The 26,461-nt window shown below is 72.2% G+C and carries 18 protein-coding genes; 14 read left to right on the top strand and 4 right to left on the bottom strand.

Annotation, left to right across the window (positions count from 1 at the left end):
- Positions 1-395: 395 nt before the first annotated feature.
- Entirely contained in the window at positions 396-704 is a 309-nt protein-coding gene (gene groES / locus AB8Z36_RS03465) for a co-chaperone GroES (protein ID WP_016434667.1), read from the top strand.
- 114 nt (positions 705-818) lie between these two features.
- Positions 819-2,447: a chaperonin GroEL gene (gene groL, locus AB8Z36_RS03460; protein ID WP_369211675.1), complete on the top strand. Its 1,629-nt coding sequence runs from the start codon at positions 819-821 to the stop codon at positions 2,445-2,447.
- Positions 2,448-2,636: 189 nt separating this feature from the next.
- Here groL and AB8Z36_RS03455 read toward each other — a convergent pair whose 3' ends face one another.
- Positions 2,637-3,410 carry an SDR family NAD(P)-dependent oxidoreductase gene (locus tag AB8Z36_RS03455; protein ID WP_369211674.1) on the bottom strand — a complete coding sequence of 258 codons (774 nt, stop codon included), beginning with the start codon at positions 3,408-3,410 and terminating at the stop codon, positions 2,637-2,639.
- Positions 3,411-3,469: 59 nt separating this feature from the next.
- Positions 3,470-4,147, bottom strand: a complete 678-nt coding sequence (locus tag AB8Z36_RS03450; protein ID WP_369211673.1) for an MOSC domain-containing protein — start codon at positions 4,145-4,147, stop codon at positions 3,470-3,472.
- A gap of 79 nt (positions 4,148-4,226) precedes the next feature.
- Here AB8Z36_RS03450 and AB8Z36_RS03445 point away from each other — a divergent pair, with 79 nt between their 5' ends.
- A complete protein-coding gene (locus AB8Z36_RS03445) occupies positions 4,227-5,156 on the top strand; it encodes a LysR family transcriptional regulator (protein WP_369211672.1) in 930 nt (309 codons plus the stop codon).
- 26 nt (positions 5,157-5,182) lie between these two features.
- On the opposite strand, the gene AB8Z36_RS03440 is transcribed toward AB8Z36_RS03445, so the two are convergent.
- Positions 5,183-5,524: a WhiB family transcriptional regulator gene (locus AB8Z36_RS03440; protein WP_369211671.1), complete on the bottom strand. Its 342-nt coding sequence runs from the start codon at positions 5,522-5,524 to the stop codon at positions 5,183-5,185.
- A gap of 389 nt (positions 5,525-5,913) precedes the next feature.
- Between AB8Z36_RS03440 and AB8Z36_RS03435 the strand changes: the two genes are divergently transcribed.
- The 4 genes from AB8Z36_RS03435 (at position 5,914) to AB8Z36_RS03420 (ending at position 10,236) form a co-directional block, all read left to right on the top strand.
- Positions 5,914-6,525: a response regulator transcription factor gene (locus AB8Z36_RS03435; protein WP_003948568.1), complete on the top strand. Its 612-nt coding sequence runs from the start codon at positions 5,914-5,916 to the stop codon at positions 6,523-6,525.
- 267 nt (positions 6,526-6,792) lie between these two features.
- Positions 6,793-7,368: a sigma-70 family RNA polymerase sigma factor gene (locus AB8Z36_RS03430; protein WP_127909693.1), complete on the top strand. Its 576-nt coding sequence runs from the start codon at positions 6,793-6,795 to the stop codon at positions 7,366-7,368.
- Positions 7,369-7,495: 127 nt separating this feature from the next.
- Positions 7,496-9,010, top strand: a complete 1,515-nt coding sequence (gene guaB / locus AB8Z36_RS03425; RefSeq protein WP_369211670.1) for an IMP dehydrogenase — start codon at positions 7,496-7,498, stop codon at positions 9,008-9,010.
- Positions 9,011-9,111: 101 nt separating this feature from the next.
- Complete coding sequence (locus tag AB8Z36_RS03420) at positions 9,112-10,236, top strand: GuaB3 family IMP dehydrogenase-related protein (protein ID WP_369211669.1); 1,125 nt, start codon at positions 9,112-9,114, stop codon at positions 10,234-10,236.
- 98 nt (positions 10,237-10,334) lie between these two features.
- Here the strand turns inward: AB8Z36_RS03420 and AB8Z36_RS03415 are convergent, their stop codons facing one another.
- Positions 10,335-11,588 carry a nucleotide sugar dehydrogenase gene (locus AB8Z36_RS03415; RefSeq protein ID WP_369211668.1) on the bottom strand — a complete coding sequence of 418 codons (1,254 nt, stop codon included), beginning with the start codon at positions 11,586-11,588 and terminating at the stop codon, positions 10,335-10,337.
- 227 nt (positions 11,589-11,815) lie between these two features.
- On the opposite strand from AB8Z36_RS03415, the gene AB8Z36_RS03410 reads away from it, so the two are divergent.
- From AB8Z36_RS03410 to AB8Z36_RS03380, 7 genes are all read left to right on the top strand, one after another.
- Positions 11,816-13,525: a glycerol-3-phosphate dehydrogenase/oxidase gene (locus tag AB8Z36_RS03410; protein WP_369211667.1), complete on the top strand. Its 1,710-nt coding sequence runs from the start codon at positions 11,816-11,818 to the stop codon at positions 13,523-13,525.
- Positions 13,526-13,875: 350 nt separating this feature from the next.
- Entirely contained in the window at positions 13,876-15,864 is a 1,989-nt protein-coding gene (locus AB8Z36_RS03405; RefSeq protein WP_369211666.1) for a serine/threonine-protein kinase, read from the top strand.
- A gap of 147 nt (positions 15,865-16,011) precedes the next feature.
- The gene (locus AB8Z36_RS03400; protein WP_369211665.1) at positions 16,012-19,041 is read left to right on the top strand and encodes a protein kinase; all 3,030 of its coding nucleotides are present in this window, start codon (positions 16,012-16,014) and stop codon (positions 19,039-19,041) included.
- Between the two features lie 248 nt (positions 19,042-19,289).
- Positions 19,290-20,951, top strand: coding sequence for a serine/threonine-protein kinase (locus AB8Z36_RS03395; protein WP_369211664.1), 1,662 nt, complete (start codon positions 19,290-19,292; stop codon positions 20,949-20,951).
- 124 nt (positions 20,952-21,075) lie between these two features.
- On the top strand, positions 21,076-22,758 hold the full coding sequence (locus AB8Z36_RS03390; protein WP_369211663.1) for a serine/threonine-protein kinase: 1,683 nt from the start codon (positions 21,076-21,078) through the stop codon (positions 22,756-22,758).
- 112 nt (positions 22,759-22,870) lie between these two features.
- The gene (locus AB8Z36_RS03385; RefSeq protein WP_369211662.1) at positions 22,871-24,652 is read left to right on the top strand and encodes a serine/threonine-protein kinase; all 1,782 of its coding nucleotides are present in this window, start codon (positions 22,871-22,873) and stop codon (positions 24,650-24,652) included.
- Positions 24,653-24,796: 144 nt separating this feature from the next.
- The gene (locus AB8Z36_RS03380) at positions 24,797-26,413 is read left to right on the top strand and encodes a succinic semialdehyde dehydrogenase (RefSeq protein WP_369211661.1); all 1,617 of its coding nucleotides are present in this window, start codon (positions 24,797-24,799) and stop codon (positions 26,411-26,413) included.
- The last annotated feature ends 48 nt before the right edge of the window (positions 26,414-26,461 follow it).

The following is a 26,461-nucleotide window of genomic DNA, read 5'->3' as shown; positions in this document are numbered from 1 at the left end:
GGTGAGCCGAGGGGTACGGGTGAACCGGCCCGGTCCGGTTGTGGGACGGCGGAACGGACGGGTGCGGCCGTGGTGGCGGGGTCACGGGGAAAGCGGCGGTCCAGCGACGCGGGGACCTCGCCGAAGGAACCCCGGCGCCTCGGGAACCGTTGCCCAGGCACCCCCGTGCCGAGCGGGCAGACGCCGGTCAGCAGAGGGAAACCATGAAAGCCCGGCGCCGCCGATTGGCACTCCGCTTGACCGAGTGCTAATCGTCGTCCTAGTCTCGCTTCTGGCACTCCCCGTTGGAGAGTGCCAATAGCGACGGGCAGGTCCGGCACCCGCGACGACGGATCCACCTGGTCGCCACATTTCAGACTTGACCCCGTGAGATCTCCGAAGGGGGAGACCGGATCGTGACGACCGCCAGCTCCAAGGTTGCCATCAAGCCGCTTGAGGACCGCATTGTGGTCCAGCCGCTCGACGCCGAGCAGACCACCGCCTCTGGCCTGGTCATTCCGGACACCGCCAAGGAGAAGCCCCAGGAGGGCGTCGTCCTGGCCGTGGGCCCGGGCCGGTTCGAGAACGGCGAGCGCCTGCCGCTTGACGTGAAGACCGGCGACATCGTGCTGTACAGCAAGTACGGCGGCACCGAGGTGAAGTACAACGGCGAGGAGTACCTCGTCCTCTCGGCTCGCGACGTGCTCGCGATCGTCGAGAAGTAATTCACCCTGAAGCAACTTTCTGCTTTGAGCTGCGCCCCTGGTCACCCCGCTGATTGCCGGGCGGCGAGGGGCGCGGTTCGTTCACCTGAGTTTCGAGAGGGCTGAACCGCTCCCATGGCGAAGATCCTGAAGTTCGACGAGGACGCCCGTCGCGCCCTTGAGCGCGGCGTCAACAAGCTTGCCGACACGGTCAAGGTGACGATCGGCCCCCGTGGCCGCAACGTCGTCATCGACAAGAAGTTCGGCGCCCCGACCATCACCAACGACGGCGTCACCATCGCCCGTGAGGTCGAGGTCGAGGACCCGTACGAGAACCTCGGCGCCCAGCTCGTGAAGGAGGTGGCGACCAAGACCAACGACATCGCGGGTGACGGCACCACCACCGCCACCGTGCTCGCCCAGGCCCTGGTCAAGGAAGGCCTGCGCAACGTCGCCGCCGGTGCCTCCCCGGCCGCCCTGAAGAAGGGCATCGACGCCGCCGTCGCGGCCGTCTCCGAGGAGCTCCTCGCCACCGCCCGTCCGATCGACGACAAGGCCGACATCGCGGCCGTCGCCGGTCTCTCGGCCCAGGACCCGCAGGTCGGCGAGCTCATCGCCGAGGCGATGGACAAGGTCGGCAAGGACGGTGTCATCACCGTCGAGGAGTCCAACACCTTCGGCCTGGAGCTGGACTTCACCGAGGGCATGGCCTTCGACAAGGGCTACCTCTCCCCGTACATGGTGTCCGACCAGGAGCGTATGGAGGCCGTCCTCGACGACCCGTACATCCTGATCCACCAGGGCAAGATCTCCTCCATCCAGGACCTCCTGCCGCTGCTCGAGAAGGTCATCCAGGCCAACTCCTCGAAGCCGCTCCTGATCATCGCCGAGGACGTCGAGGGCGAGGCCCTCTCGACTCTGGTCGTGAACAAGATCCGCGGCACCTTCAACGCCGTCGCGGTGAAGGCCCCCGGCTTCGGCGACCGCCGCAAGGCGATGCTCGGCGACATGGCCACCCTCACCGGTGCCACCGTCATCGCCGAAGAGGTCGGCCTCAAGCTCGACCAGGTCGGCCTGGACGTGCTCGGCACCGCCCGCCGCGTCACGGTCACCAAGGACGACACCACGATCGTCGACGGCGGCGGCAACAAGGCCGACGTCGAGGGCCGCGTCGCCCAGATCAAGGCCGAGATCGACGCCACGGACTCCGACTGGGACCGCGAGAAGCTCCAGGAGCGCCTCGCGAAGCTCGCCGGCGGCGTCTGCGTCATCAAGGTCGGCGCCGCCACCGAGGTGGAGCTGAAGGAGAAGAAGCACCGTCTGGAGGACGCCATCTCCGCGACCCGCGCCGCGGTCGAGGAGGGCATCGTCTCCGGTGGTGGCTCCGCCCTGGTGCACGCCGCCAAGGTGCTCGGCGACTCGCTCGGCAAGGACGGTGACGAGGCCACCGGTGTCGCCGTCGTCCGCCGCGCCGCCGTCGAGCCGCTGCGCTGGATCGCCGAGAACGCCGGCCTGGAGGGTTACGTCATCACCTCCAAGGTCGCCGAGCTGGAGAAGGGCTTCGGCTTCAACGCCGCGACCGGCGAGTACGGCGACCTGGTCAAGGCCGGCGTCATCGACCCGGTCAAGGTCACCCGCTCCGCCCTGGAGAACGCCGCGTCCATCGCGTCGCTGCTCCTGACGACCGAGACCCTGGTCGTCGAGAAGCCGGCCGAGGAAGAGGCCGAGGCCGGTCACGGCCACGGGCACGGTCACTCCCACTGACCCGCTGCGCTCGGCTCGAACGGTGACTGAGGCCCGGCTTCCCCCTGCGGGGAGGCCGGGCCTCAGCCCTTTTCCGGTTCCTTCTTCGGGTGCGGGCCGTCCGTGGCGCCTCGCGCAGTTCCCCGCGCCCCTGACGGGGCCTCGGCCAGCGCTCCTTCGGGAGCGCGGGGAACGGCGCGAGGACGGAAGTCACTGCGGCCCGTACTTGCGCCCCGTACGGGACGTCACCCCACTGAGCAACGGCCGAGGCGTCAGCTTCGCCACGCCCATGAGGGCCTTGTACCGGGGGTCGGGAATGGAGAGCGTCCGCCCCCGCGCCAGATCGGCAAGGCCCGCCGCCACGACCTTGTCCGCGTCCAGCCACATCCACCCGGGAATGTTCGACGTGCCCATCCCGGCCCGCTCATGGAACTCCGTACGGACGAACCCGGGGCACAGCGCCATCATCCGCACCCCCGAACCCGCGAGGTCCTTCGCCGCCCCCTGGGTGAACTGGACCACCCACGCCTTCGAGGCCCCGTACGTCCCGCGCGGCAGGAACGCCGCCACCGATGCGACGTTCACCACTCCGCCCCGGCCGCGCTCGCGCATCGGCTCCGCGGCCGCCGACGTCAGCCGGAGCACCGCCTCGCAGTGCACCTTGAGCATGGTCAGCTCGTCGGCGACGGACACCTCCAGATAGCGGCCCTTGTTGCCGAACCCGGCGTTGTTGACCAGCAGGTCCACCGGGTCCCTGCGGCGGGCGAGCCGTTTCTCGACGGCCTCGATGCCCCCGTCCGTCGCGAGGTCGGCGGTGAGCACCTCCGCCTCGATGCCGTGCCGGTCGTGCAGCTCGGTCGCCTGCTCCCGCAGCCGCTTGGTGTCGCGCGCGACGAGGACGAGGTTGTGCCCGTCACCGGCGAGGCGGCGCGCGAAGGCGGCGCCGATGCCGGCGGTCGATCCCGTGATCAGAGCCGTAGTCATGGCCCAAGGCTAGTGAGATCCGGTGACAGGTGCGTCGCGCGTCCGGGCCGCCGCCGGGGTCAGGAGGCCGCGGCGCCCTGCCGGGCCACATGGGCGCGCGCCCGCTCTGCGGCCTCGGGGTGCAGCGCCCCGCCCGCCGCGAGCAGGCGCGGAAGCAGTTCCTTCTCCGTGGTGACGGCGCGGAACTGGAGCGCGGCGGTGATCCCGTGCTCCGGCCTGTGCACCACCTCGACCGGGTCACCCGCCCGGATCACCCCTGGTTCGAGCACCCGCAGATAGGCGCCCGTGACGCCGTGCTGGGTGAACCGCTTCACCCAGCCCTTCTCGCCCACGTGCCCCTGGAACGTCCGGCACGGGATGCGCCCGCTCGTCACTTCGAGCAGCGGGCCGCCGCCGATGCGCCAGCGCTCGCCTATGAGCGCGCCGTGCACGTCGATGCCGGTCGTCGTGAGGTTCTCGCCGAAGACGCCGTTGGCGAGCGGCCGGCCCAGCTCGCGCTCCCAGGCGTCGAGATCCTCGCGGGCATAGGCATACACCGCCTGGTCGTCCCCGCCGTGGTGGCGCAGGTCGCCGATCTCGTCGCCCGCGAGGCCGCTGCCGCCGACGCCCTTGGGGCCCGGCGCGGTCACCCGCACCGGGTCGAGCACGGGCTGCTTGTCGATGCCGGTGTGGCCGGACGGCGCGTCGGTGTACGCGGCGGCGGTGCGGCGTCCGAGGTTCACGGAGAGAAGCTGCATGACAGAAGGCTAGGCGACCCGGCTCAAAGTGGCGGCGCAATATTTCGCCCTGGTTCCAAGCATCACTTATGCTCGAAGAATGATCGAGGCCCGTCATCTCCGTGTGCTGCGCGCCGTGGCCACCACCGGTTCCTTCTCGGCCGCCGCCCGCGAGCTCGGCTGCACCCAGCCCGCCGTCAGCCAGCAGATGAAGGCCCTCGAATCCTCGGCCGGCACGCCGCTGCTGATCCGTACCGGCCGCGAGATGCGGCTGACGCAGGCGGGCGAGGCCCTGGTGAGGCATGCCACGGGCATCCTCGCCGGGCTCACCGCCGCCGAGGAGGAGGTCGCCGCCATCGCGGGCCTGCGCGCGGGGCGTGTCCGGCTCGTCTCGTTCCCCAGCGGCAGCTCGACGCTGGTGCCCGGCGCCCTCGCGGCGCTGCGCGCGGAGCACCCCGGCACCCGTGTCTCCCTGGTGGAGGCGGAGCCGCCGCGCTCGGTGGAGATGCTGCGCGAGGGGGACTGCGACGTGGCTCTCGCCTTCCGTTACGAGGGGCGGCGCGAGGCGCCGGAGGACAAGGGTGCCGCCGTGCCCGCCGCCGAGGACTGGGACGACCTCGTCGTGCGCCCGCTGCTCGCGGACCGGCTCGTCGGCCTCGTGCCCGAGCGTCATCCGCTCGCCGACGCGGACGCGGTGACCATCGGCGAGTTCGCCGACGAGCCGTGGATCGCGGGGTGCCCGCGCTGCCGCAGGCAGCTCGTGGACGTCTGTGAGGGTGCGGGCTTCGTGCCCCGGATCGACTTCGCCACCGATGACTATCCGGCGGTGGTCGGCCTGGTCGGCGCGGGTCTCGGGGTCGCGGTCCTGCCCGAGCTCGCGATCGAGTCCGTGCGCCCGAGGGGAGTACGCACGGTGACGGTGGAGCCGCCGGTGCGACGGGAGATCGTCGCGCTCACGCTGCCGGACCTGGCGCAGGTGCCGGCCGTCGCCGCCACTCTCGACCACCTCGCGCGCGCCGCCGCCCGCTGACCGACCCCGTCTGGAGAAACGTTCCTTCAGTGAGGTGAGGCCGCGGACGCCGAAGCGGGCGTCGTGGCGGGTGCCGTCGTGACGAGCCGGTTTCTCGCGCGGCCCATGAGTTCCTCGCGCTCGTCCTCGGTCAGGCCGCCCCACACGCCGTACGGCTCGCGTACCGCCAGCGCGTGCGCGGCGCACTCGGCGCGCACCGGGCACCGCATGCAGACCTCCTTGGCGGAGTTCTCACGGGCGCTGCGCGCCGCTCCCCGCTCGCCCTCCGGGTGGAAGAAGAGCGAGCTGTCGACCCCGCGGCACGCCGCGAGGAGCTGCCAGTCCCAGAGATCTGCGTTCGGTCCGGGAAGGCGGGAGAAATCTGCCATTGCTGGTCCCCTTGAAGCCGTTCTGACGCGGATACGGTGCCCTCGACCGTACATCTACTATCTAAGGAGATGAAAATATGACTCATTAGGAATCTAGCCCCAGACACCGAAAAAAGGGAAGAAAAGGCTCTAAATGGGGCAGCGCTTGTGATGAAAGCTTGAGGGTCTGCCGCGCCCTCTCCGCTGTATCCGCGCCCTCACGTAGAGTGCCGAAGATGGCTGACTGCCCCGTAACTCTTTCGGGTGACCGTCGTTGAGAGTGCGAGGCGGTTGAAAGAAGAAGCGCTCGGGCAGGTGTCCGAGAGCGTCAACCGCACAGGTGACGAATAAGTACCAGCCTGGAGGCTCAAGGTGACGCGCAGCAGCTGTGAGAGCCGCGGAGGACAGTCATGACATCCGTCCTCGTGTGCGACGACTCCCCGCTTGCCCGAGAGGCGCTCCGCCGCGCGGTCGCGACCGTGCCCGGCGTCGAGCGTGTGACGACAGCGGCCAACGGCGAGGAAGTCCTCCGCCGCTGGGGCGCCGACCGCTCGGACCTGATTCTGATGGACGTGCGCATGCCCGGCCTCGGGGGCGTCGAGACCGTCCGGCGGCTGCTCTCCGCCGACCCCGGTGCACGCATCATCATGCTCACCGTGGCCGAGGATCTGGACGGGGTCGCGCTCGCGGTCGCGGCCGGTGCCCGCGGCTATCTGCACAAGGACGCCTCGCGCGCCGAACTGCGCGCGACCGTCACGCAGGCGCTCGCCGACCCGACCTGGCGGCTCGCGCCGCGCAGACTGCGCTCGGCGGAGATGGGCGCCGCGCCCACGCTCACCGCGCGGGAGATCCAGGTCCTCGAGGGCATGAGCCACGGCCGGTCGAACGCGGAGATCGGGCGCGAGCTCTTCCTCTCCGAGGACACCGTGAAGACGCACGCCAGGCGCCTCTTCAAGAAGCTCGGCGCCTCCGACCGGGCGCACGCGGTGGCGCTGGGATTCCGCTGGGGTCTGGTCCGCTGACATGTGCCGCCGCGGGGGCACGGCGCTCCCCGCCCGCCGCGTGGTGGGCGGGGTGACGAGTGCCCGTCGGCGGTTGCCGCGGGCACGGTTGCCGTCGCTTCGCGCCGGATGCCGCATCCTTGAGGGGTGGAGTTCCTCGGGGACGAGTCGATCGAGCGGGAGGGGAGGGCGCAGGAGATGAGTTCCGGCGCACCTGCTCATAACGCTTCAGTGCACAACTACGGACGCGGTGCCACGGATCAGACGCCGTCAAGGCACCATGGACCGATGCGCGATGACAAGACGACGGTGATCGGTGCCCTCGTCCTTCGCGCTGTCGAGGGCGACGAGCAGGCCACGCACGACCTCCTCGCCCACGTCCACCCCCTCGCGCTGCGCTACTGCCGCACCCGGCTGTCCCGGCTGCCGGGTGACGCGCGGCACTTCGTGGAGGACCTGGCGCAGGAGGTCTGCGTGGCGGTGCTGCTCGCCCTGCCGCGGTACAAGGACACCGGGCGCCCCTTCGAGGCGTTCGTCTTCGCCATCGCGGCGCACAAGGTGGCCGACCTCCAGCGTGCGGCGATGCGCCATCCCGGGTCCACCGCCGTGCCCTCGGACGAGATGCCCGAGCGGCCCGACGACTCGCTCGGACCGGAGGAGCGCGCGCTGCTCAGCAGTGACGCGGAGTGGGCGAAGAAGCTCCTCGCCAACCTCCCGGAGAACCAGCGCGAGCTGCTGCTGCTCAGGATCGCCGTCGGACTCACCGCCGAGGAGACCGGTCAGATGCTGGGGATGTCGCCGGGTGCGGTGCGGGTCGCCCAGCACCGCGCGCTGAGCCGTCTGCGGGCGCTCGCCGAGCAGTGACCTCGCACACCTCTCCGGCCGTACGAACGTACAAAGCTGTCTGATGATCTTGCTCGTGGAATGAGACACCCTCCACGGCCGTTAGCATGGACATCCGCACCGATCAAGGCCATTTGGGGAAGGTGTCATGACTGCAAACGGCGGTTCTTCGACTGGGGTGCCCGAGAAATTCGCGACACTCGGGCTGACCTACGACGACGTGCTGCTGCTGCCGGGCGCGTCGGACATGGCGCCCGACCAGATCGACACCTCTTCGTACGTCTCCAAGAACGTCCGGGTGAACGTTCCGCTGCTCTCGGCGGCCATGGACAAGGTCACCGAGTCCCGCATGGCGATCGCGATGGCGCGTCAGGGCGGCGTCGGCGTGCTGCACCGCAACCTCTCCATCGCCGACCAGGCCAACCAGGTCGACCTGGTGAAGCGCTCCGAGTCCGGCATGGTCACCGACCCGATCACGGTGCACCCGGACGCGACGCTCGGCGAGGCCGACGCGATCTGCGCGAAGTTCCGCATCAGCGGTGTCCCGGTGACCGACGCGGCGGGCAAGCTGCTCGGCATCGTCACCAACCGCGACATGGCCTTCGAGAACGACCGCAGCCGTCAGGTCCGCGAGGTCATGACGCCGATGCCGCTGGTCACCGGCAAGGTCGGCATCTCCGGCGTGGACGCCATGGAGCTGCTGCGCCGCCACAAGATCGAGAAGCTGCCGCTGGTCGACGACGCGGGCATCCTCAAGGGCCTCATCACGGTCAAGGACTTCGTCAAGGCCGAGAAGTACCCGAACGCGGCGAAGGACGGCGAGGGCCGCCTCCTCGTCGGCGCCGCGGTCGGTGTCGCGGGCGACGCCTTCGAGCGCGCCCAGGCCCTGGTCGCCGCCGGTGTGGACTTCATCGTCGTCGACACCGCGCACGGCCACTCCCGCCTGGTCGGCGACATGGTCGCCAAGATCAAGTCCGACGCCCCCGGCGTCGATGTCGTCGGCGGCAACATCGCCACCCGTGACGGCGCCAAGGCGCTCATCGACGCCGGTGTCGACGGCATCAAGGTCGGCGTGGGCCCCGGCTCGATCTGCACCACGCGCGTGGTCGCCGGTATCGGCGTGCCGCAGGTCACGGCGATCTACGAAGCCTCGCTCGCCGCCAAGGAGGCAGGCGTCCCCGTCATCGGCGACGGCGGCCTGCAGTACTCCGGAGACATCGCCAAGGCGCTCGTCGCCGGTGCGGACACCGTCATGCTGGGCTCGCTGCTCGCCGGCTGCGAGGAGTCCCCGGGCGAGCTGATGTTCATCAACGGCAAGCAGTTCAAGTCCTACCGCGGCATGGGTTCGCTCGGCGCCATGCAGACCCGCGGCGACCGCAAGTCCTTCTCCAAGGACCGCTACTTCCAGGAGGGCGTCGCCTCCGACGAGAAGCTGGTCCCCGAGGGCATCGAGGGCCAGGTGCCCTACCGCGGCCCGCTCTCCGCGGTCGTCCACCAGCTCGTCGGCGGCCTGCGCCAGTCGATGTTCTACGTGGGCGGACAGAACGTCCCCGCGCTCCAGGCCAACGGCCGCTTCGTCCGCATCACCTCCGCGGGTCTCAAGGAGAGCCACCCGCACGACATCCAGATGACGGTCGAGGCACCGAACTACAGCCGCAAGTAGCCCGTGCGTGCGTGAGGGGCGGCCCCGGGGCACCGGGACCGCCCCTCACGCGTGTGTCGGGGATACTGGACAGGCAGACCAAGAGGGAAAGGCCCCACAACGTGACTGAGATCGAGATCGGGCGCGGCAAGCGCGGCCGCCGCGCGTACGCCTTCGACGACATCGCCGTCGTACCGAGCCGGCGCACCCGCGACCCGAAGGAGGTCTCGATCGCGTGGCAGATCGACGCCTACCGCTTCGAGCTGCCCTTCCTGGCGGCCCCCATGGACTCGGTGGTCTCCCCGCAGACCGCCATCCGCATCGGTGAGCTGGGCGGCCTCGGCGTCCTCAACCTGGAGGGCCTCTGGACGCGGTACGAGGACCCGCAGCCGCTGCTCGACGAGATCGCCGGGCTCGACGCGGAGACCGCGACCCGCCGCCTCCAGGAGATCTACGCGGCCCCCATCAAGGCCGACCTGATCGGGCAGCGCATCAAGGAGGTGCGCGACTCCGGTGTGGTCACCGCCGCCGCGCTCTCCCCGCAGCGCACCGCCGAGTTCTCCAAGGCCGTCGTGGACGCCGGTGTCGACATCTTCGTCATCCGCGGCACCACCGTCTCCGCCGAGCACGTCTCCGGAGCCGCCGAGCCGCTGAACCTGAAGCAGTTCATCTACGAGCTCGACGTCCCGGTCATCGTCGGCGGCTGCGCCACCTACACCGCCGCCCTGCACCTGATGCGCACGGGCGCCGCGGGTGTCCTGGTCGGCTTCGGCGGCGGCGCCGCGCACACCACGCGCAACGTCCTCGGCATCCAGGTGCCGATGGCCACCGCGGTCGCCGATGTCGCGGCCGCCCGCCGTGACTACATGGACGAGTCCGGCGGCCGGTACGTGCACGTCATCGCCGACGGCGGCGTGGGCTGGTCCGGCGACCTGCCCAAGGCCATCGCGTGCGGCGCCGACTCCGTGATGATGGGCTCCCCGCTGGCCCGCGCCACGGACGCGCCCGGCAAGGGCCACCACTGGGGCATGGAGGCCGTCCACGAGGACGTGCCGCGCGGCAAGAAGGTGGACCTCGGCACGGTCGGCACGACCGAGGAGATCCTCACCGGCCCGTCGCACATCCCGGACGGCTCGATGAACTTCTTCGGTGCGCTGCGCCGCGCGATGGCGACCACGGGCTACAGCGAGCTCAAGGAGTTCCAGCGCGTCGAGGTGACGGTCGCGGACTCGCAGCACAAGCGGTGACGCCCGCGCTGGACGTATGACGTCACGAAAGGGCCCGGACGCCGATGCGTCCGGGCCCTTCGCCGTGCGGGGAGCGGGGCACGCGCGCGTGTGTGTGCCTAGAGGCGGTGGGCGGCGCCCGCCGGGGTCGCGCCCCTGGTGTCCAGGAGGAGCTGGGCCTTCACGGCGAGGCCCTGGAGGTCGTACGTGCGGTGGTGCTGGAGCAGGATCGTGAGGTCGGCGTCGGCCGCCGCCTCGTAGAGCGAGTCCGCGCGCGGGACGGGGTGGCCGAGGACGTTCCAGCTCGGCACGTAGGGGTCGTGGTAGCTGACGGCCGCGCCCAGCTCCATGAGGCGGGTCGCGACCTCCTGGGCGGGGGCGCCCTGCTGGTCGGCGAGGTCGGGCTTGTAGGTGACGCCGAGCAGGAGCACGCGGGCGCCGCGGGCGGACTTGCCGTGCTCGTTGAGCAGGGTCGCCGAGCGCTGGATGACGTACTGGGGCATGCGGTCGTTCACCTGCTGGGCCAGTTCGACCATGCGCAGGGGGCGGGCGCCGCGGGCCGGTCCCGGCATGTCCATGGGGACGCCGTGGCCGCCGACGCCGGGTCCGGGGCGGAAGGCCTGGAAGCCGAAGGGCTTGGTCTCGGCGCAGCGGATGACGTCCCACAGGTCGATGCCCATGTCGTGGCAGAGCACCGCCATCTCGTTGACCAGGGCCATGTTCACGTGCCGGTAGTTGGTCTCCAGGAGGTGCACGGTCTCGGCCTCCCGCGGGCCACGCGCGCGTACGACCTTGTCGGTGAGGCGTCCGTAGAACGCGGCGGCCGATTCGGTGCAGGCCGGGGTGAGGCCGCCGATGACCTTCGGGGTCCCCGCGTAGCCGTGGTCGCGGTTGCCGGGGTCCAGGCGGCCGGGGGAGTACGCCAGGTGGAAGTCGCGCCCCGCCCGCAGCCCCGAGCCGGATTCGAGGATCGGCCGGACGAATTCCTCGGTGGTCCCCGGGTACGCGGGGGACTCCAGGATCACCGTGGTGTGCGGGCGCAGCCGCGCGGCCAGCGCCCTTGCGGCCTCGGCCACCTGGCTCAGGTCGAGCGAACGGTCGGCGGCGGGCGGAGTGGGGGCGCAGATGACGGCGGTGCGGACGCGGCCGAGCTGGGCGGGGTCGGTGGTCGGCCGGAAGCCCTTGGAGAGCATCCGGCGGACGTCGGCGGCGGTGTGGGTCCCCTCGGCGCCGTCACTGGGCAGGCGGCCGCCCGCCAGGTCCGTGGCGCGGGCGGGGTCGTAGCCGATGGTCGCGATACCGCGTGCGACGGCGGTCCGGGCGAGGGGCAGGCCGAGGTGGCCGAGTCCGATGACGGCGAGATCTGCGGGCATGGCGGTGGGCCGTCCTCCCAATAGCCGGAGCGGTACGAGCGCGCAAGCCCTGTGGACACAAGGGGCGAGTGCAATGTCAGACTAGGAGTAAATATGACCGTTTTGCGGTATTGCACCGCGCCGAACTCCGGAGTGTTGTCCACAGGCGGCGGACGAGATCAGCGGACGCGACGGAAATCTGGGCATGATGTGAGTCCGACCACACCCGATCCAAGCGGGAGGCAGCGGTGAGGACAGCGACACTCGGGCCGTCGGAGCGCGCCGAGGCACTTGCGGGGATGGCCGACCGGGAGCTGGACATCCTGGTCGTCGGCGCGGGCGTGGTCGGTGCCGGGACGGCCCTGGACGCCGTGACCCGTGGCCTGTCCACCGGCCTGGTCGAGGCCAGGGACTGGGCGTCGGGCACGTCGAGCCGGTCGAGCAAGCTGATCCACGGCGGACTGCGCTATCTGGAGATGCTCGACTTCGCCCTGGTGCGCGAGGCCCTGAAGGAGCGCGGCCTGCTCCTGGAGCGGCTCGCCCCGCACCTGGTGAAGCCGGTGCCCTTTCTGTACCCCTTGCGGCACAAGGGCTGGGAGCGGCTGTACGCGGGATCGGGCGTCGCGCTCTATGACGCCATGTCGATGTCACGCGGCCACGGCAGAGGGCTGCCGGTGCACCGCCACCTGACGCGCCGCCACGCCCTGCGCGTCGCCCCGTGCCTGAAGAAGGACGCCCTGGTCGGCGCGATGCAGTATTACGACGCGCAGATGGACGACGCCCGCTATGTGGCCACCCTGGTGCGCACCGCGTCGGCGTATGGCGCGAAGGCGGCCAACCGCGCCAAGGTCACCGGCTTCCTGCGCGAGGGCGAGCGCGTGGTCGGCGCCCGGGTGCAGGACGTCGAGGGCGGCGGGGAGTACGAGATCCGCGCCAAGCAGGTGGTGAACGCCACCGGCGTGTGGACCGACGACACCCAGGCGATGGTCGGCGAGCGGGGCCAGTTCCACGTCAGGGCCTCCAAGGGCATCCATCTGGTCGTACCGAAGGACCGGATCAATTCCACGACGGGCCTGATCCTGCGGACCGAGAAGAGCGTCCTCTTCGTCATCCCGTGGGGCAGGCACTGGATCGTGGGCACGACCGACACCGACTGGGACCTCGACAAGGCGCACCCGGCCGCGTCGAGCGCCGACATCGACTATCTCCTCGAGCATGTGAACTCGGTGCTCGCGAGGCCCCTCTCCCGAGACGACGTACAGGGGGTGTACGCAGGCCTGAGGCCCCTGCTCGCCGGGGAGTCGGACGCCACCAGCAAGCTCTCCAGGGAGCACACGGTCGCCCACCCCGCACCCGGCCTCGTGGTCGTCGCGGGCGGCAAGTACACGACGTACCGCGTCATGGCCAAGGACGCCGTCGACGAGGCGGTGCACGGCCTCGACCAGCGCGTCGCCGACTGCGTCACGGAGGACATCCCGCTGGTGGGCGCGGAGGGATACCGTGCGCTGTGGAACGCGCGGGCGCGCATCGCCGCCCGGACGGGGCTTCATGTGGTGCGCGTGGAGCACCTGTTGAACCGGTACGGAGCCCTTGCCGAGGAAGTCCTCGAACTGATCACCGCCGACCCCGCCCTCGGCGCGCCGCTCCAGGCGGCCGACGACTATCTGCGCGCCGAGGTCGTCTATGCCGCCTCGCACGAGGGCGCGCGGCACCTGGACGACGTGCTGACCCGCCGGACACGCATCTCCATCGAGACGTTCGACCGGGGAACGCGCAGCGCCCGGGAGTGCGCCGAGCTGATGGCGCCGGTCCTCGGCTGGGACAAGGACCAGATCGAGCGGGAGGTCCAGCACTATGAGAAGCGGGTGGAGGCGGAGCGGGAGTCGCAGCGCCAGCCCGACGATCTGACGGCGGACGCGGCGAGGCTGGGGGCGCCGGACATCGTGCCGCTCGGCTGACTCCGCCCGCTTGTCCGTGTTGGCCGGGAATATGACGAGGCGTCGGCTGTCGTCGGCGCCCGCGGGCGCCGCGGCTCCTGCCGGGCCTTGCCTCGGCCGATGAGCAGCGGAAGAGTGGCGTCCATGACCGGCGCCGCGGTTCGCGGGCGGCCGGCGGACAGGCGAATCGGGCCCGCCGCGGGGCGGATCACCCGTGCGGGGCGTGGTGTCGGCACGCCGGTCCCCGCCTGTGTGCGGTCCATCATGCGGGACGGTGGACCCTGGGCGCTGAGTGGTCCCCGAGTAGGGGACAATGAAGGCTCTGTCAGGGCGGGTTGCGCGGGTAGCAGCGGGAGCAGCAGAGGGGACGCATGTCGGACGCGGAGCAGACGGGTGAGGCCCGTCGGGACAAGAGCGAACGTCTCCTCGCCGGCCGGTACCGGCTGGGAGAGGTGCTCGGCCGCGGCGGCATGGGCACGGTGTGGCGCGCCAAGGACGAGACGCTGGGCCGTACGGTCGCGGTGAAGGAGCTGCGGTTCCCCTCGAGCATCGACGAGGAGGAGAAGCGGCGGCTCATCACGCGTACGTTGCGCGAGGCGAAGGCGATCGCCCGCATCCGCAACACCAGCGCCGTGACGGTCTATGACGTGGTCGACGAGGACGACCGGCCGTGGATCGTGATGGAGCTGGTGGAGGGCAAGTCCCTCGCCGAGGTGATCCGCGAGGACGGGCTGCTCACGCCGAGGCGGGCGGCCGAGGTCGGCCTCGCCGTGCTCGACGTGCTGCGCTCCGCGCACCGCGAGGGCATCCTGCACCGCGACGTGAAGCCGTCGAACGTACTGATCGCCGAGGACGGCCGGGTGGTCCTCACGGACTTCGGCATCGCGCAGGTCGAGGGCGACCCGTCGATCACGTCCACGGGCATGCTCGTCGGCGCTCCCTCGTACATCTCGCCCGAGCGCGCCCGCGGCCACAAGCCGGGACCGGCCGCCGACCTCTGGTCACTCGGCGGCCTGCTGTACGCGGCGGTGGAGGGCGTCCCGCCGTACGACAAGGGTTCCGCCATCGCGACCCTCACGGCGGTGATGACCGAGGACGTGGAACAGCCCACGAACGCGGGCCCCTTGGAGAAGGTGATCTACGGCCTCCTCGTCAAGGACCCCGAGCAGCGCCTCGACGACGCGGGGGCCCGGGCGCTCCTGCGCGACGTCATCCACGCCCCGGAGCCCAAGGCGGAGCCGGAGCCGGTCGAGGCGACCAAGGTGGTGCCGCTGCCGCCGGTCCCCCACAAGCTGACCAAGCAGCCCAAGCCGTCGAAGCTGAGCGGCCAGGCCAGGCCCGCGAAGAAGGCCGGTGCCGTCGCCGCGGGCGCGGCGACCGGTGTCGGGGGCAGGGCCGAGGAGGCCGCCGACCGGCTGAAGGACGCGTTCCGTTCGGTCCGCGCTAAGACGACGACGGCCGGTTCGCCGTCCGGCGCGGTGGGCGGTACGGGCGGTGGAGCGGCCGGTGCGGGTGCCAGGAGCGCGCCCGGGGCTGCCGCCGTTCCGCCGCCGCCGGGCGCACCGCCGAGGGTGCCGCCCAAGGCGTCGCTCACCGACGTGGTGCCGCGGCGGACGCTGGTCATAGTGACCGTGGTGGCCGTGCTCGCGGTGCTCGGCACGGTGCTCGCCTTCGCGCTCTCCGGCGACGACGGCGGTTCCGGCGAGGACAACAAGGGCGGCGACAAGGCCGCGTCCAGCGGTCCGGCGGCCGGTGACGGCGACAACAAGGACGGCAAGGACGACAAGGACGGCCAAAGCACCGGTTCCGGCGACGACAAGAGCCAGGGCCAGGGCGAGGAGAAGAGCAAGGACCCGGGCAAGGACGACGACGCCGACGAGGGCCAGGGCCACGACCCGGGCAAGGACGACGGCAAGAAGCCGGCCAACGGAGCGGCGTCGACGTACAAGCACGACCAGGGCTTCAAGATCGGGCTGCCCAAGGGGTGGAAGTTCCAGACCACGGCCCGCGCGGGTGCGCGGTTCACCGGTCCCGACGGGCAGAAGCTGCTCATCGGATGGACGAACACGCCCAAGGACAACCCGGTGGCCGACTGGAAGAGCCAGGAGAACTACATGGTCCGGTCGCAGTACGACCGGATCCGCATAGAGAAGGTCGACTTCCGCGGCTGGAACACCGCTGACTGGGAGTTCACCTACGTGGACGGCGGGACCAAGTACCGCTCGGTGGACCGGGGCTTCGTCGTCAACGGCGGCCTGGGCTACGGAATGATGTACACGGCCAAGGCCGACGACTGGGGAAGCGACCAGCGGCGTTCCGCGTGGGAGACCTTCACGCGCACATTCCAGCCGAAGTCCTGAGTCCCGCGGGTCCCGGGACGCCGGGTCCGGCAGGTTGGGCCGGACCAAAGCCCGGGCCTGAGATTTGGGCGCCGAGATCTCGAATCGCCTCATTGCGGTGCGGGTAGGGCACGTATCGTGAAGGCTCGCGGACCCTGCGCATCCGCAATGAGCCGCACAGCGAACGGAATTGACCACCGGGCGGACGGGGAAGGCATCGTGGACGACTACGCGGGTCGGGTGCTCGCCGACCGCTACCGCCTGCCGTTACCTCCCACGGATGAGTACGAACTGGCCGAGTCACGTGCCTTCGACACGTACAGCGGCCAGGAAGTCCTGGTCAGGCAGGTCCCGTTGCCGGAGGTCGTCGAGGCGGAGGTGCTCGACGGCGACGACGATCCGCACGATCTGCCCGAGGGCTTCGTGCCGCGCGCGGGAGCCGGTGCCGGATTGCGGCGGGCCTCGGCGCGGACGACGCGCAGGCCCACGGACCCGGCCGTGCGGCGCGCCATGGAGGCGGCGCAGACGGCCGCGCAGATACCCGACCATCCGCGGCTCGACCAGGTCTTCGACGTGTTCGCCGAGGGGGGCTCACTGTGGATAGTGAGCGAACTGGTGGCGGCCAGGCCGCTCGCGGCGCTCCTGGCGGACCGGCCGCTGAGCCCGTACCGCGCGGCGGAGGTCGCGGCGGACGTCCTCGCGGCGCTGCGCGTGCTGCACGCGCACGGCTGGGTGCACCGGAACATCACCGCCCGCACCGTCCTGATCTGCGACGACGGCCGCGTGATGCTGACGGGCCTGGCGGCGGGGGCGGCCGAGGAGGCGCTGTGCGGGTATGACCCGCGGCCGGTGGAGGCCGGGGAGGCGGCGGGCTCGGCGGGCTCGATCGGCCATGTGTCCGCCTACGAAGGGGCTTACGAAGGGGCCTACGAGGGGGCTTACGAAGGCGCCTATGGAGGTGCCTTCGAGCCGGACCTCGACGACGGCACCGAGTACGGGTCGGGGGACGAGGCGCTCGACCCGGCTCCGGAGGAGGGGCTCGCGGAGGCCGCGGTGCGGCGGGCCGTCGAGGCGGCGGACACCGCGGGGGCGGCGTGGGGCGACGCGCGTGCGCCCGCGGCGCGCGTCGACGACGAGGAGCACGACGGGCCCGCGGTGCCGCAGCCACGGAGCGGCGGCACCGCCTTCGGCACCACCGGCCCGGCGGCCGGGACCGCCGAGCCGGAGAAGGAGCAGGGCCCGCCCGGACGGATCGCGGACCCGTACGGAGTGGCCGACACGAAGCCGTGGCACGGCGCGGTCCCCCGGGGCACGACGCCCCCGTCGGCCCGCGAGGGCGSCGCCCCCGCCGCCCGGCAGCGCCCCTCCGAGGGCCGTGACGAGGCCGTGCGCGGCGGTCCGTACGCGCCCCGGGGGCCGAGGGAGGGCGACAGCCCGTTCGCCCCGCAGAACCCGACCAGCTTCAGCGGCCCCGGCGGCTCCAGCGGCTCCACCAGCCCCAGCGGCTCCAGCGGCTCCACTGGCCCCAGCGAGGGGCGTGGCCCGTACGCGCCGGGGAGTGTGCGCGGCGGCAGCAGCCCCTTCGCCACGCACAGCGGGCGCGAGAGCGTGCCCGGCAGCCGGGCGCCCGGCGACGGCGCCGGCCCGCGCGTGGCCCGGCAGCGCGGTGCGGCCACGGACCACCGCGAGACCCGGCCCCACTCCCCAAAGGCTCCCGCCGCCACCGCCGGAGCCTCCGGAGTTTCCGGGGAGTGGGGGGACGCCGGTGAGGCGCGGCGTGGCCCCGAGACCGCGCTGGCGGCCGAGCGGGCCCGGCACGCGCGCATGGTCGTTGTCGGCGCCGTGACCGAGCGCTGGGCGCCGGAGCAGGCGGGCCCCGTGCACGAGAACTGGCGGCTCGCCGCGCCGATCGGCCCCGCGACCGACCTGTGGGCCCTGGGCGCCCTCCTCTTCCGCGCCGTCCAGGGCCACGCGCCCTACCCCGAGGACAGCACGGCCGAGCTGGTCCAGATGGTGTGCGCGGAGCCGCCGGCCTTCGCCGAGGAGTGCGGGCCGCTGCGGCCCGTGGTGGAGTCGCTGCTGCGTCAGGACCCCACCGAGCGCCTTGACTTCGAGGAGGTCAGCGGCTGGCTCCGCTCCCTCGTGCGGTCCGCCCCGGAGCCGGAGGCGGGCGCGGACGTCGTACCGGTGCCGCCGTACGACGCCGGACGGCTGCCCGTCGTACGCCGCCGTGGCGAGGTCGTGCGCAAGCGCCGCGCGACCGCACCCGCCACCACCGGCGGGCACGGACGGCACAAGCGCGGCAGGGGCAAGGTCGTGCGGTCCGCCAAGCCGCCGCGCGAGCCCCGGCAGCGGCGCGAGACCCCGCGGGTGCGGGCCGACCGGGAGCCCCAGCGGCTGCGCGAGGCACCGCCCGCGCGCGAAGCGGCCCCGGCGCCGCCGAAGCGGGAGCGCGGACCGGCCCGCCCCCGTTCGCTGGGGCGGCTGCTGCTGCTCGCCATCCTCATCGGGCTCGTGGCGGCGATCGCGTACGCCATGTTCTTCATGCCCAAGAACGACGAGGGCGGTTCGGGCGACCGGGCGGGGGCCGCGAGCGATGCCAGTTCGGCGCCGCACAGCCCGGCCCCGAGCCACCAGGAGGAGCCCGAGAAGGACACCGGCAAGGGCAAGGACAAGGGCAGGGACGAAGGTACTTCCGGGCAGGACCCCGGTTCGAACAAGCCGCAGACCAACGGGCCCGAACTGGCGCGGGGCTTCACGCTGCGCAAGGACACCGAGGGGTTCCGGGTCGCCGTCGCGAGCGGCTGGGACCGGCAGGCCAAGAACGGCCGCGGCCAGGTCCGTTACACCCACGGCGATTTCGAACTCCTCGTGGTGCCCGGCCGCGACACCACCGACGGCTACGGCCGCGACCCCATGAAGTACCAGCGCGAGCACGAGCGTGAGCTCCAGCCGTTCCGTGACTCCTCCTGGGCCACCTCCAGCGGCATGCGGCGCATCGACGTCGGCGGCCGTGCCATGGCGGAGGGGCAGTTCACCTGGCAGGACGACGCGGGCCGCGAGATCTACGTACGCAATCTCGCGATGGTCGTCGGCGGCAAGTACCACGTGGTGCAGGTGCGGGGGCCCGAGGCCGAGCGGGACGAGGTGACGCGGCTCTACGAACAGGCGTCCGCCACCTACGAGGTCGCCGACTGACCCGCGCGGCTGTCTCGGACTGACCCTCGCGACCGTCGCCGACTGCCCCTCGCGACCGACTCCTACTGCCCCTCGCGACCGTCGCCGACTGCCCCTCAGAACCCGTCCGCACCACGCCTCACGTGCCCCGTCCGCCCCGCCAGGACATGACCGGCAAGCGTCACATTGAGGTCTCCGTAACCCCCCTGTGGTTCCCTGTACGCCTCCTCCTCCTTAACCTGGCCCTGTCAAGACCATTGCGGGGGAACGTGAATCAGAGCCAGGGCCTGCTCCTCGCGGGCCGTTACCGACTCGGTGAGTCCATCGGCCGCGGTGGCATGGGACGGGTGTGGCGCGCGCAGGACGAGGTGCTGCACCGGACCGTCGCCGTCAAGGAGCTGACGGCCGCGCAGTTCGTGCAGGAGGCCGACCGCGCGGTCCTCTTCGCGCGCACCCAGACGGAGGCGCGTGCCGCCGCCCGGATCAACCACCCGGCCGTCGTCACCGTCCACGACGTCCTCCACCACGACGACCGCCCGTGGATCGTGATGGAGCTGGTCGAGGGCCGTTCGCTGGCGGACGCCGTCAAGGACGAGGGCCGCGTCGAGCCCGTCGAGGCCGCCCGCATCGGCCTGTGGACCCTGAAGGCGCTGCGCGCCGCGCACGCCGCCGGGGTGCTGCACCGCGACGTCAAGCCGGGCAACGTCCTGCTCGCCTCCGACCGCCGCATCCTGCTCACCGACTTCGGCATCGCCGCGATCGAGGGCGACTCCACGATCACCCGTACCGGGGAGGTCGTCGGATCGGTCGACTACCTCGCGCCCGAGCGGGTCAGCGGCGCCAACCCCGGGCCCGCGTCCGACCTGTGGGCGCTCGGGGCCACGCTGTACACGGCGGTCGAGGGGAACTCGCCGTTCCGGCGCACATCGCCGCTCGGCACCATGCAGGCCGTGGTCACCGAGGAGCCCCCGCCGCCCGCGCACGCGGGTCTCCTCGCGCCCATCATCGAGGCGCTCCTGCGCAAGGACCCGGCGGCCAGGCCGAGCGCCGAGGAGGCCGAGGCGATGCTGGCCGAGGCCGCGGAGGGGCGGCGGCCGGGTCCGGCGCAGGCGTACGTGCCGACCCAGGCGCACCCCGCCCGGCAGCATCAGCCCACGCCGTACGGCCAGACCACCCCGTACGGCACGCGGGCCCCGCACGGTCCGGGTTCCGCCACGGCGGTCCAGGGGATCGCGGGCGGCCACGGCGGCCATGACGGCCACGGCGGCCATGACGGTCGTGACGGCTACGGCGGCCTCGTACAGGGGCCCGCGCCGTCGCCCCCGGCCAAGCGGCGCCGACGCGGTCTCGCCGTCGCCGCCCTCGTCGTGGCGGCCGCCCTGCTCGGCGGCGGCGGGGTCCTCGGCTTCCTGCACCTCACCGGCGAGGGCGGCGGGTCGTCGCAGAGCGCGGGTGAGGAGACCGGGGAGTCCGTGAGCGGCATCCCGGACGACTGGGTGCGGGTGCACGACCCCAACGGCTTCAGCCTGATGCTGCCCAAGGGCTGGCAGCGCCAGGCGAACGGCAGCCAGGTCGACTACACGCCGGACGACGGACGGCGCTTCCTGCGGATCGGGGTCGACAAGAACCCGCAGTTCGAGTCCCCGTACGCGCACCAGCTGAGCCTGGAGAAGGGCCTGGTGAAGTTCAAGGACTACCGGCGGCTGCACCTGGACTCCAACATGTTCCGTGACCAGAAGGGCGCGCTCTGGGACTTCAGCTGGACGGCGGGGTCGAACGACACCACCAAGGGGCCCCGGCGGGCCATCGAGCAGACCTATGTGAGCCGGGACGGCGTCGAGTACGCCATCTACCTCTCGGCGCCCGCCGAGGGCTGGGCCAAGACCCGGCAGCAGTTCGACGCGATGCTCAGGGGCTGGCGGGAGAGCTGACCCGGGCCCTGGGGCCCCGGCGCACCAGTGGGGCGGCCGGTGGCGACGGCCGGAACCAGCCGTCCGGCGGCGGCACGGCGGCGGGACCCATTTCGTTCGTACACGTGTGGGGCATGATGGCCGCATGGGGAGCCTGGGAGACCACGCCGGTGCGGCTGGCGCCGGGGCGGGCAGAGCCGGTGGAGAGGGCGCCGACGCCCTGGGAGGCGGCGGCAACGCCCGGGTCATAGCGGGGCGTTACCGTCTCGACGCGCGGCTCGGCCGGGGCGGCATGGGCACCGTGTGGCGCGCCACGGACCTGCTCCTCGGCCGCCAGGTCGCCGTCAAGGAACTGGACAGGGACGAGACGCTCTCCGACACCGAGGCCGCCCAGCAGCGCGAGCGCACGCTGCGCGAGGCCCGTGCCGTCGCCCAGTTGAGACACCCGCACATCGTCGTCGTCCATGACGTCGTCGAGCACGGCGAACAGCCCTACATCGTGATGGAACTGATCGAGGGCGGCTCCCTCGCCCGGCAGATCGGCCGGACCGGACCGCTCGACGCGCCCGCCGTCGCGCGGATGGGCATCGACCTGCTCGGCGCCCTGAGCACCGCCCACGAGGCGGGCATCCTGCACCGCGACCTGAAGCCCGCCAATGTGCTCGTGGAGCGGGCCGGTGGCCGCGTCGTCCTCACCGACTTCGGGATCGCGCAGGTCAGCGGGGCGACGACGCTCACGGAAGTGGGCTCGTTCGTGGGCTCGCCGGAGTACACCGCGCCCGAGCGCATCGCGGGGGAGCGGACCGGGCCCGCCTCCGACCTCTGGTCGCTCGGCGCGCTGCTCGTGACCGCGCTGGCCGGTGAGTCACCCTTCCGCAGGGACTCGATCGGCGGGGTCCTGCACGCCGTCATATACGAGGACATCCGGCCGTCGTCCCGCGCGGCACCGCTGCTCCCGGTCGTCACCGGACTCCTTGAGCGCGACCCGAAACGCCGCCTGGACGCGGCGGCCGCCGGGCGGCTGCTCCAGGAGTACGTCGACACGGGGCGCATGTCCGCGCTGCCCGAGAGCGGGCGGCGGCGGGCGGTGCGCGGCGGAACGGGGCGGCGCGGCCGGGCGGCCGGACGCCGGGTCCCGCCGCCGCCGCGGCGGGGCCGCGCCCTGGGTCCGCGCGGGCGCCAGAGACGGGCCGTGCTGATCACCGCGGCGCTGGTCGCGGCGGTGACCGGGGGCGCGGTCTCGGCCACCGCGCTCCTGCTCGGCCGCGACGGCGACGACGGAAAACCGGCCAATACGTCGTCGCCGTCGACCACCACCCGCAGCCCGAGCCCCACGGTGACCGTCACCGAGGAGACGCCGTCGCCGGGACCCTCGACCCCCCAGGCACCCGCGGGCTACCGCCTCGTCAAGGACCCCGCGGGTTTCGCGATCGCGGTGCCGAGCGGCTTCGCGCGCCGGACGGACGGCATCCGGATCTTCTACGTCTCGCCCAGCGGCACCTACCGGGTCGGCATCAAGAGGTCCGGCCCGGCGCCGGGCGGTCCGCTCGCCGCCCAGCGCCGCGCCGCCGAGGACGGGCCGCGCACCAACCCCGGCTACCGCAACGGCGAGGTCACCGAGACCACCCGCAACGGCCGCCCCGCCGCGCTCTGGGAGTTCATCTGGGACGACGCGGGCAGGGCGGGCGGCGAGCGGCAGATGTACGACCTCTGCTGGCAGGAGGGCGGCAAGACGTACGACGTATGGGTCTCGGGGCCCGCCGAGGAGTCGGAACAGGCGCGGAAGTACTTCGACACCGCGGTCGACACGTTCGTACGCCGCCGCTGAGGCCACGGCCTCCTGGGCCCCGTGCACCACCACCCGGGCCCGTGCATCACCCCGGTCACAAGTGGGCGGCCTGGCTGGAAACCGAGGTGCCGTGCGCGGTAGTGATGTGTGCATGAGTAACGACGGGGGAACCTCCCAGGGGCCGTACGACCCCACCAGTTTCGGCCTCCAGCCGCCGCGGCGGCCGGGCGCACCGGCCGCTCAGCCCGGCAACCCCTACGCGCAGCCCCAGCCTCAGCCGCAGCAGCCGCATCCACAGTCACAGCAGCAGCAGCCGCAGCAGGCGCACCCCCAGCCCACCCAGGTCGTGCCGAATCAGCCGACCGCGGCCGACCCCGGCTCCGCTCCCGCTCCCGGCTCCGGCCCCGACTCCGGTCCCGACGCTCCCGACCCCGGCGCCGGACGCCTCGTCGCGGGCCGCTACCGGCTCATCGCCAAGCTGGGGCACGGCGGCATGGGCACGGTGTGGCGTGCCAAGGACGAGACGGTGGACCGCGAGGTCGCGGTGAAGGAGCCGCGCCTCCCCGAGAACCTGCCCGAGCGCGAGCGCGCCAACGCCTTCGAGCGGATGCGCCGCGAGGCGCGCGCCGCCGCCCGCCTGGACCACCCGGCCGTGGTCAACGTCCATGACGTGGCGGTCGAGGACGGCCGCCCCTGGATCGTCATGGAGCTGGTGCACGGCCGCTCGCTCGGCGCCGCGCTCCAGGAGGGCACGCTCGGCGCGAGGGACGCCGCGCGCATCGGCATCGAGGTCCTGAACGCCCTGGACGCCGCGCACCGGGCGGGCATCCTGCACCGCGACGTCAAGCCGGACAACGTGCTGCTCGGCACCCACGACCGCGTCGTACTCACCGACTTCGGCATCGCCCGGATCGAGGGCGAGACCAGCCTGACGGACACCGGCGGCTTCGTGGGTTCGCCCGAGTTCATCGCCCCGGAGCGGGTCCTCGGCCAGCGCCCGGGACCCGCGTCCGACCTCTGGTCGCTCGGCGTCGTCCTGTACGCGGCGACCGAGGGCGTCTCGCCCTTCCGCCGCAGCAACACCCCCGCCACGCTCCAGTCCGTCCTCAACGCGACGCCCGCCGCGCCCGCGTCCGCCTCGGGCCCGCTCGCCGAGGCGATCAGCCGCCTGCTGGCCAAGGACCCCGCCGACCGCCCGCAGGCCGCGCAGGTGCGCGCGCTCCTCAAGGCGGCGGCCCGTCCTCCCCAGCCGCCGCCGACCCGGCACGTCACGGTCGCGGGCGGCGCCGACCAGGGGCGGGGCAAGGGGATCTTCCTCGGCCGCAAGGCGCTCGCGGCCGTCGCCGGTGTGGTCGTCGCGGCCGTGACGGCGGGCGTCCTCGTGGCGCTGAACCCCTTCGGCGGCTCGGACCCGGCGGGCTGGGAGAAGCGCGCGTCGAAGGAGCTCGCGGCGACCGTGGCGGTGCCGGAGGGCTACCAGAAGTCCGAGGACGACAACGAGACCCCCAAGGAGCACTGGGTCCAGTTCACCGACCCGAGCGGCAGCGTCTGGATCAACCTCTCCCTGCTGAAGAAGTCCGAGGACGACAGCGGTGAGATCGCGGAGACCGCCAACGCCCATATGTGGGCCGAGAACGCCGGCTTCAAGGAGTCCGGCGACTACGGACTCGGCATGGCATCCGATCCGGCGCCCAAGGGCGACGGCGAGGAGACCACGTACCAGGGCCGCAAGGCGGCGGAGAACACCGTCGTCTACTCCACCACCGACAGCCAGAACCCGCGTCCGCGCGAACTCAGGGCCCTGTACTACAAGACCACGTCCGGCGACCTGTACCGGCTCGTGATCGGCTATCCCGGCAAGGGCGACTTCACCGAACGGGGCCGTGAGGTGGCCCGGACCGCCATCGCCGATCTGGAGCTCGACAAACTGTGAACGGCTCGGGACAGCCGTGCGGCTCAGCGGTAACGCCCTGATCAGCGCCTTTGTCGCCAGCAATCACTGGCGTCGTGTGAGTGAGCCGTGAAGCCCGTTACCGATGGGTACCCAAAACTCTGACGCGGGCCTACCCTCACGAGCATGACGGACTCGCAGGCCACCGCAGCGCCCCTCGGCACGAACCCGACCGCCCCGGCTCCGGACGGTGCGCGCACCGCCGCCGACGTGGTCACACCCGAGCTGATCGCCCAGCTCACGCGTGATGTCATCGGCTCGGGCCGGACGGCCAACCACACGCCGCTCACCGGCGAGAAGCTGGCCGACCTGCCCGAGTCCGCACCCGAGGACGTGGCCACCGCGTTCCAGCGCGCCCGCACCGCGCAGATCTCCTGGTCGCGCACCCCGGTCAGGCAGCGCGCCGCCGTCCTGCTCCGCTTTCACGACCTGCTGCTCCAGCGCCAGGCCGAGGTCCTCGACCTGATCCAGCTGGAGACCGGCAAGGCGCGCCTGCACGCCCACGAGGAGATCCAGGCGGTCGCGGTCGCCGCCCGGCACTACGGCCGCAAGGCCCCCTCGTATCTGGCCTCCAGGCGGCACACCGGCGTCGTCCCGGCCCTCACCAAGGTGACCGAGAACCGCCAGCCGCGCGGCGTGGTCGGCCAGATAGCCCCGTGGAACTACCCGCTGGAGCTCTCCATCGGCGACGCGCTCCCCGCCCTGGTCGCGGGCAACGCGCTCGTGATGAAGCCCGACACGGAGACGTGCCTGACCGCCCTGTGGGCCCGTGACCTGATCATCGAGGCGGGGCTGCCCGCCGAGGCCTTCCAGGTCGTGCTCGGCGACGGCCCGGTCGTCGGCCCCGAGATCGTCCGTCACGCCGACTACGTCTCGTTCACCGGCTCCACGCGCACCGGCCGCGAGGTCGCGCAGGGCGCCGCCGCCCGGCTGGTCGGCGTCTCGCTCGAACTCGGCGGCAAGAACGCCATGCTGGTCCTCGACGACGCCGACGTGGACAAGGCGGCGGCGGGCGCGGTGCGCGCCTGCTTCTCCTCGGCGGGACAGCTCTGCATCTCCATCGAGCGGCTGTACGTCCACGAGTCCATAGCCGACCGGTTCGTGGCGCGCTTCGCCGAGCGCACGAAGGCGATGCGGCTCGGCACCTCCCTCGCCTACGGCGCCGACATGGGCTCGCTGGTCGGCGAGCGCCAACTCGACACCGTCACCCGGCACGTCGAGGAGGCCGTCGCGAAGGGAGCCACGCTCGTCGCGGGCGGCGTCGCGCGCCCGGACATCGGCCCCTACTTCTACGAGCCGACCATCCTGGACGGCGTCGAGGCGCCGATGGCGGTCTGCGGCGAGGAGACGTTCGGCCCGGTCGTCTCCATCTACCGCTTCACGGACGAGAACGAGGCGGTCGAGCTGGCCAACGCCACGCCGTACGGCCTCAACTCCTCGGTCTGGACGAAGGACGGCCGTCGCGGCCGCAAGCTCGCCGCCCGTCTGCGCACCGGCACGGTCAACGTCAACGAGGGCTACGCGCCCGCCTACGGCAGCGTGCAGTCCCCGATGGGCGGCATGAAGGACTCGGGCCTCGGCCGCAGGCACGGCTCCGAGGGCATCCTCAAGTACACCGAGGCGCAGACCGTCGCCCAGCAGCGGCTGATGCCGCTCGCCCCCTCCTTCGGCCTGGACGACGAGAAGTACGCGGCGTTCATGAGCACGAGCCTGAAGGTCATGAAGGCCCTGCGGCTGCGCTAGCAGAAGCCCCGCGGGCCGCGCGCCCCGCCCCGCTCCGACCCGCCTACC

This window comes from Streptomyces flavofungini (genome assembly GCF_041028215.1).
GTDB classification, from domain to species: Bacteria; Actinomycetota; Actinomycetes; order Streptomycetales; family Streptomycetaceae; genus Streptomyces; species Streptomyces flavofungini_B.
The sequence above is the reverse complement of the archived record's forward strand: the minus strand, read 5'-3'. Positions and strand labels throughout refer to the sequence as shown.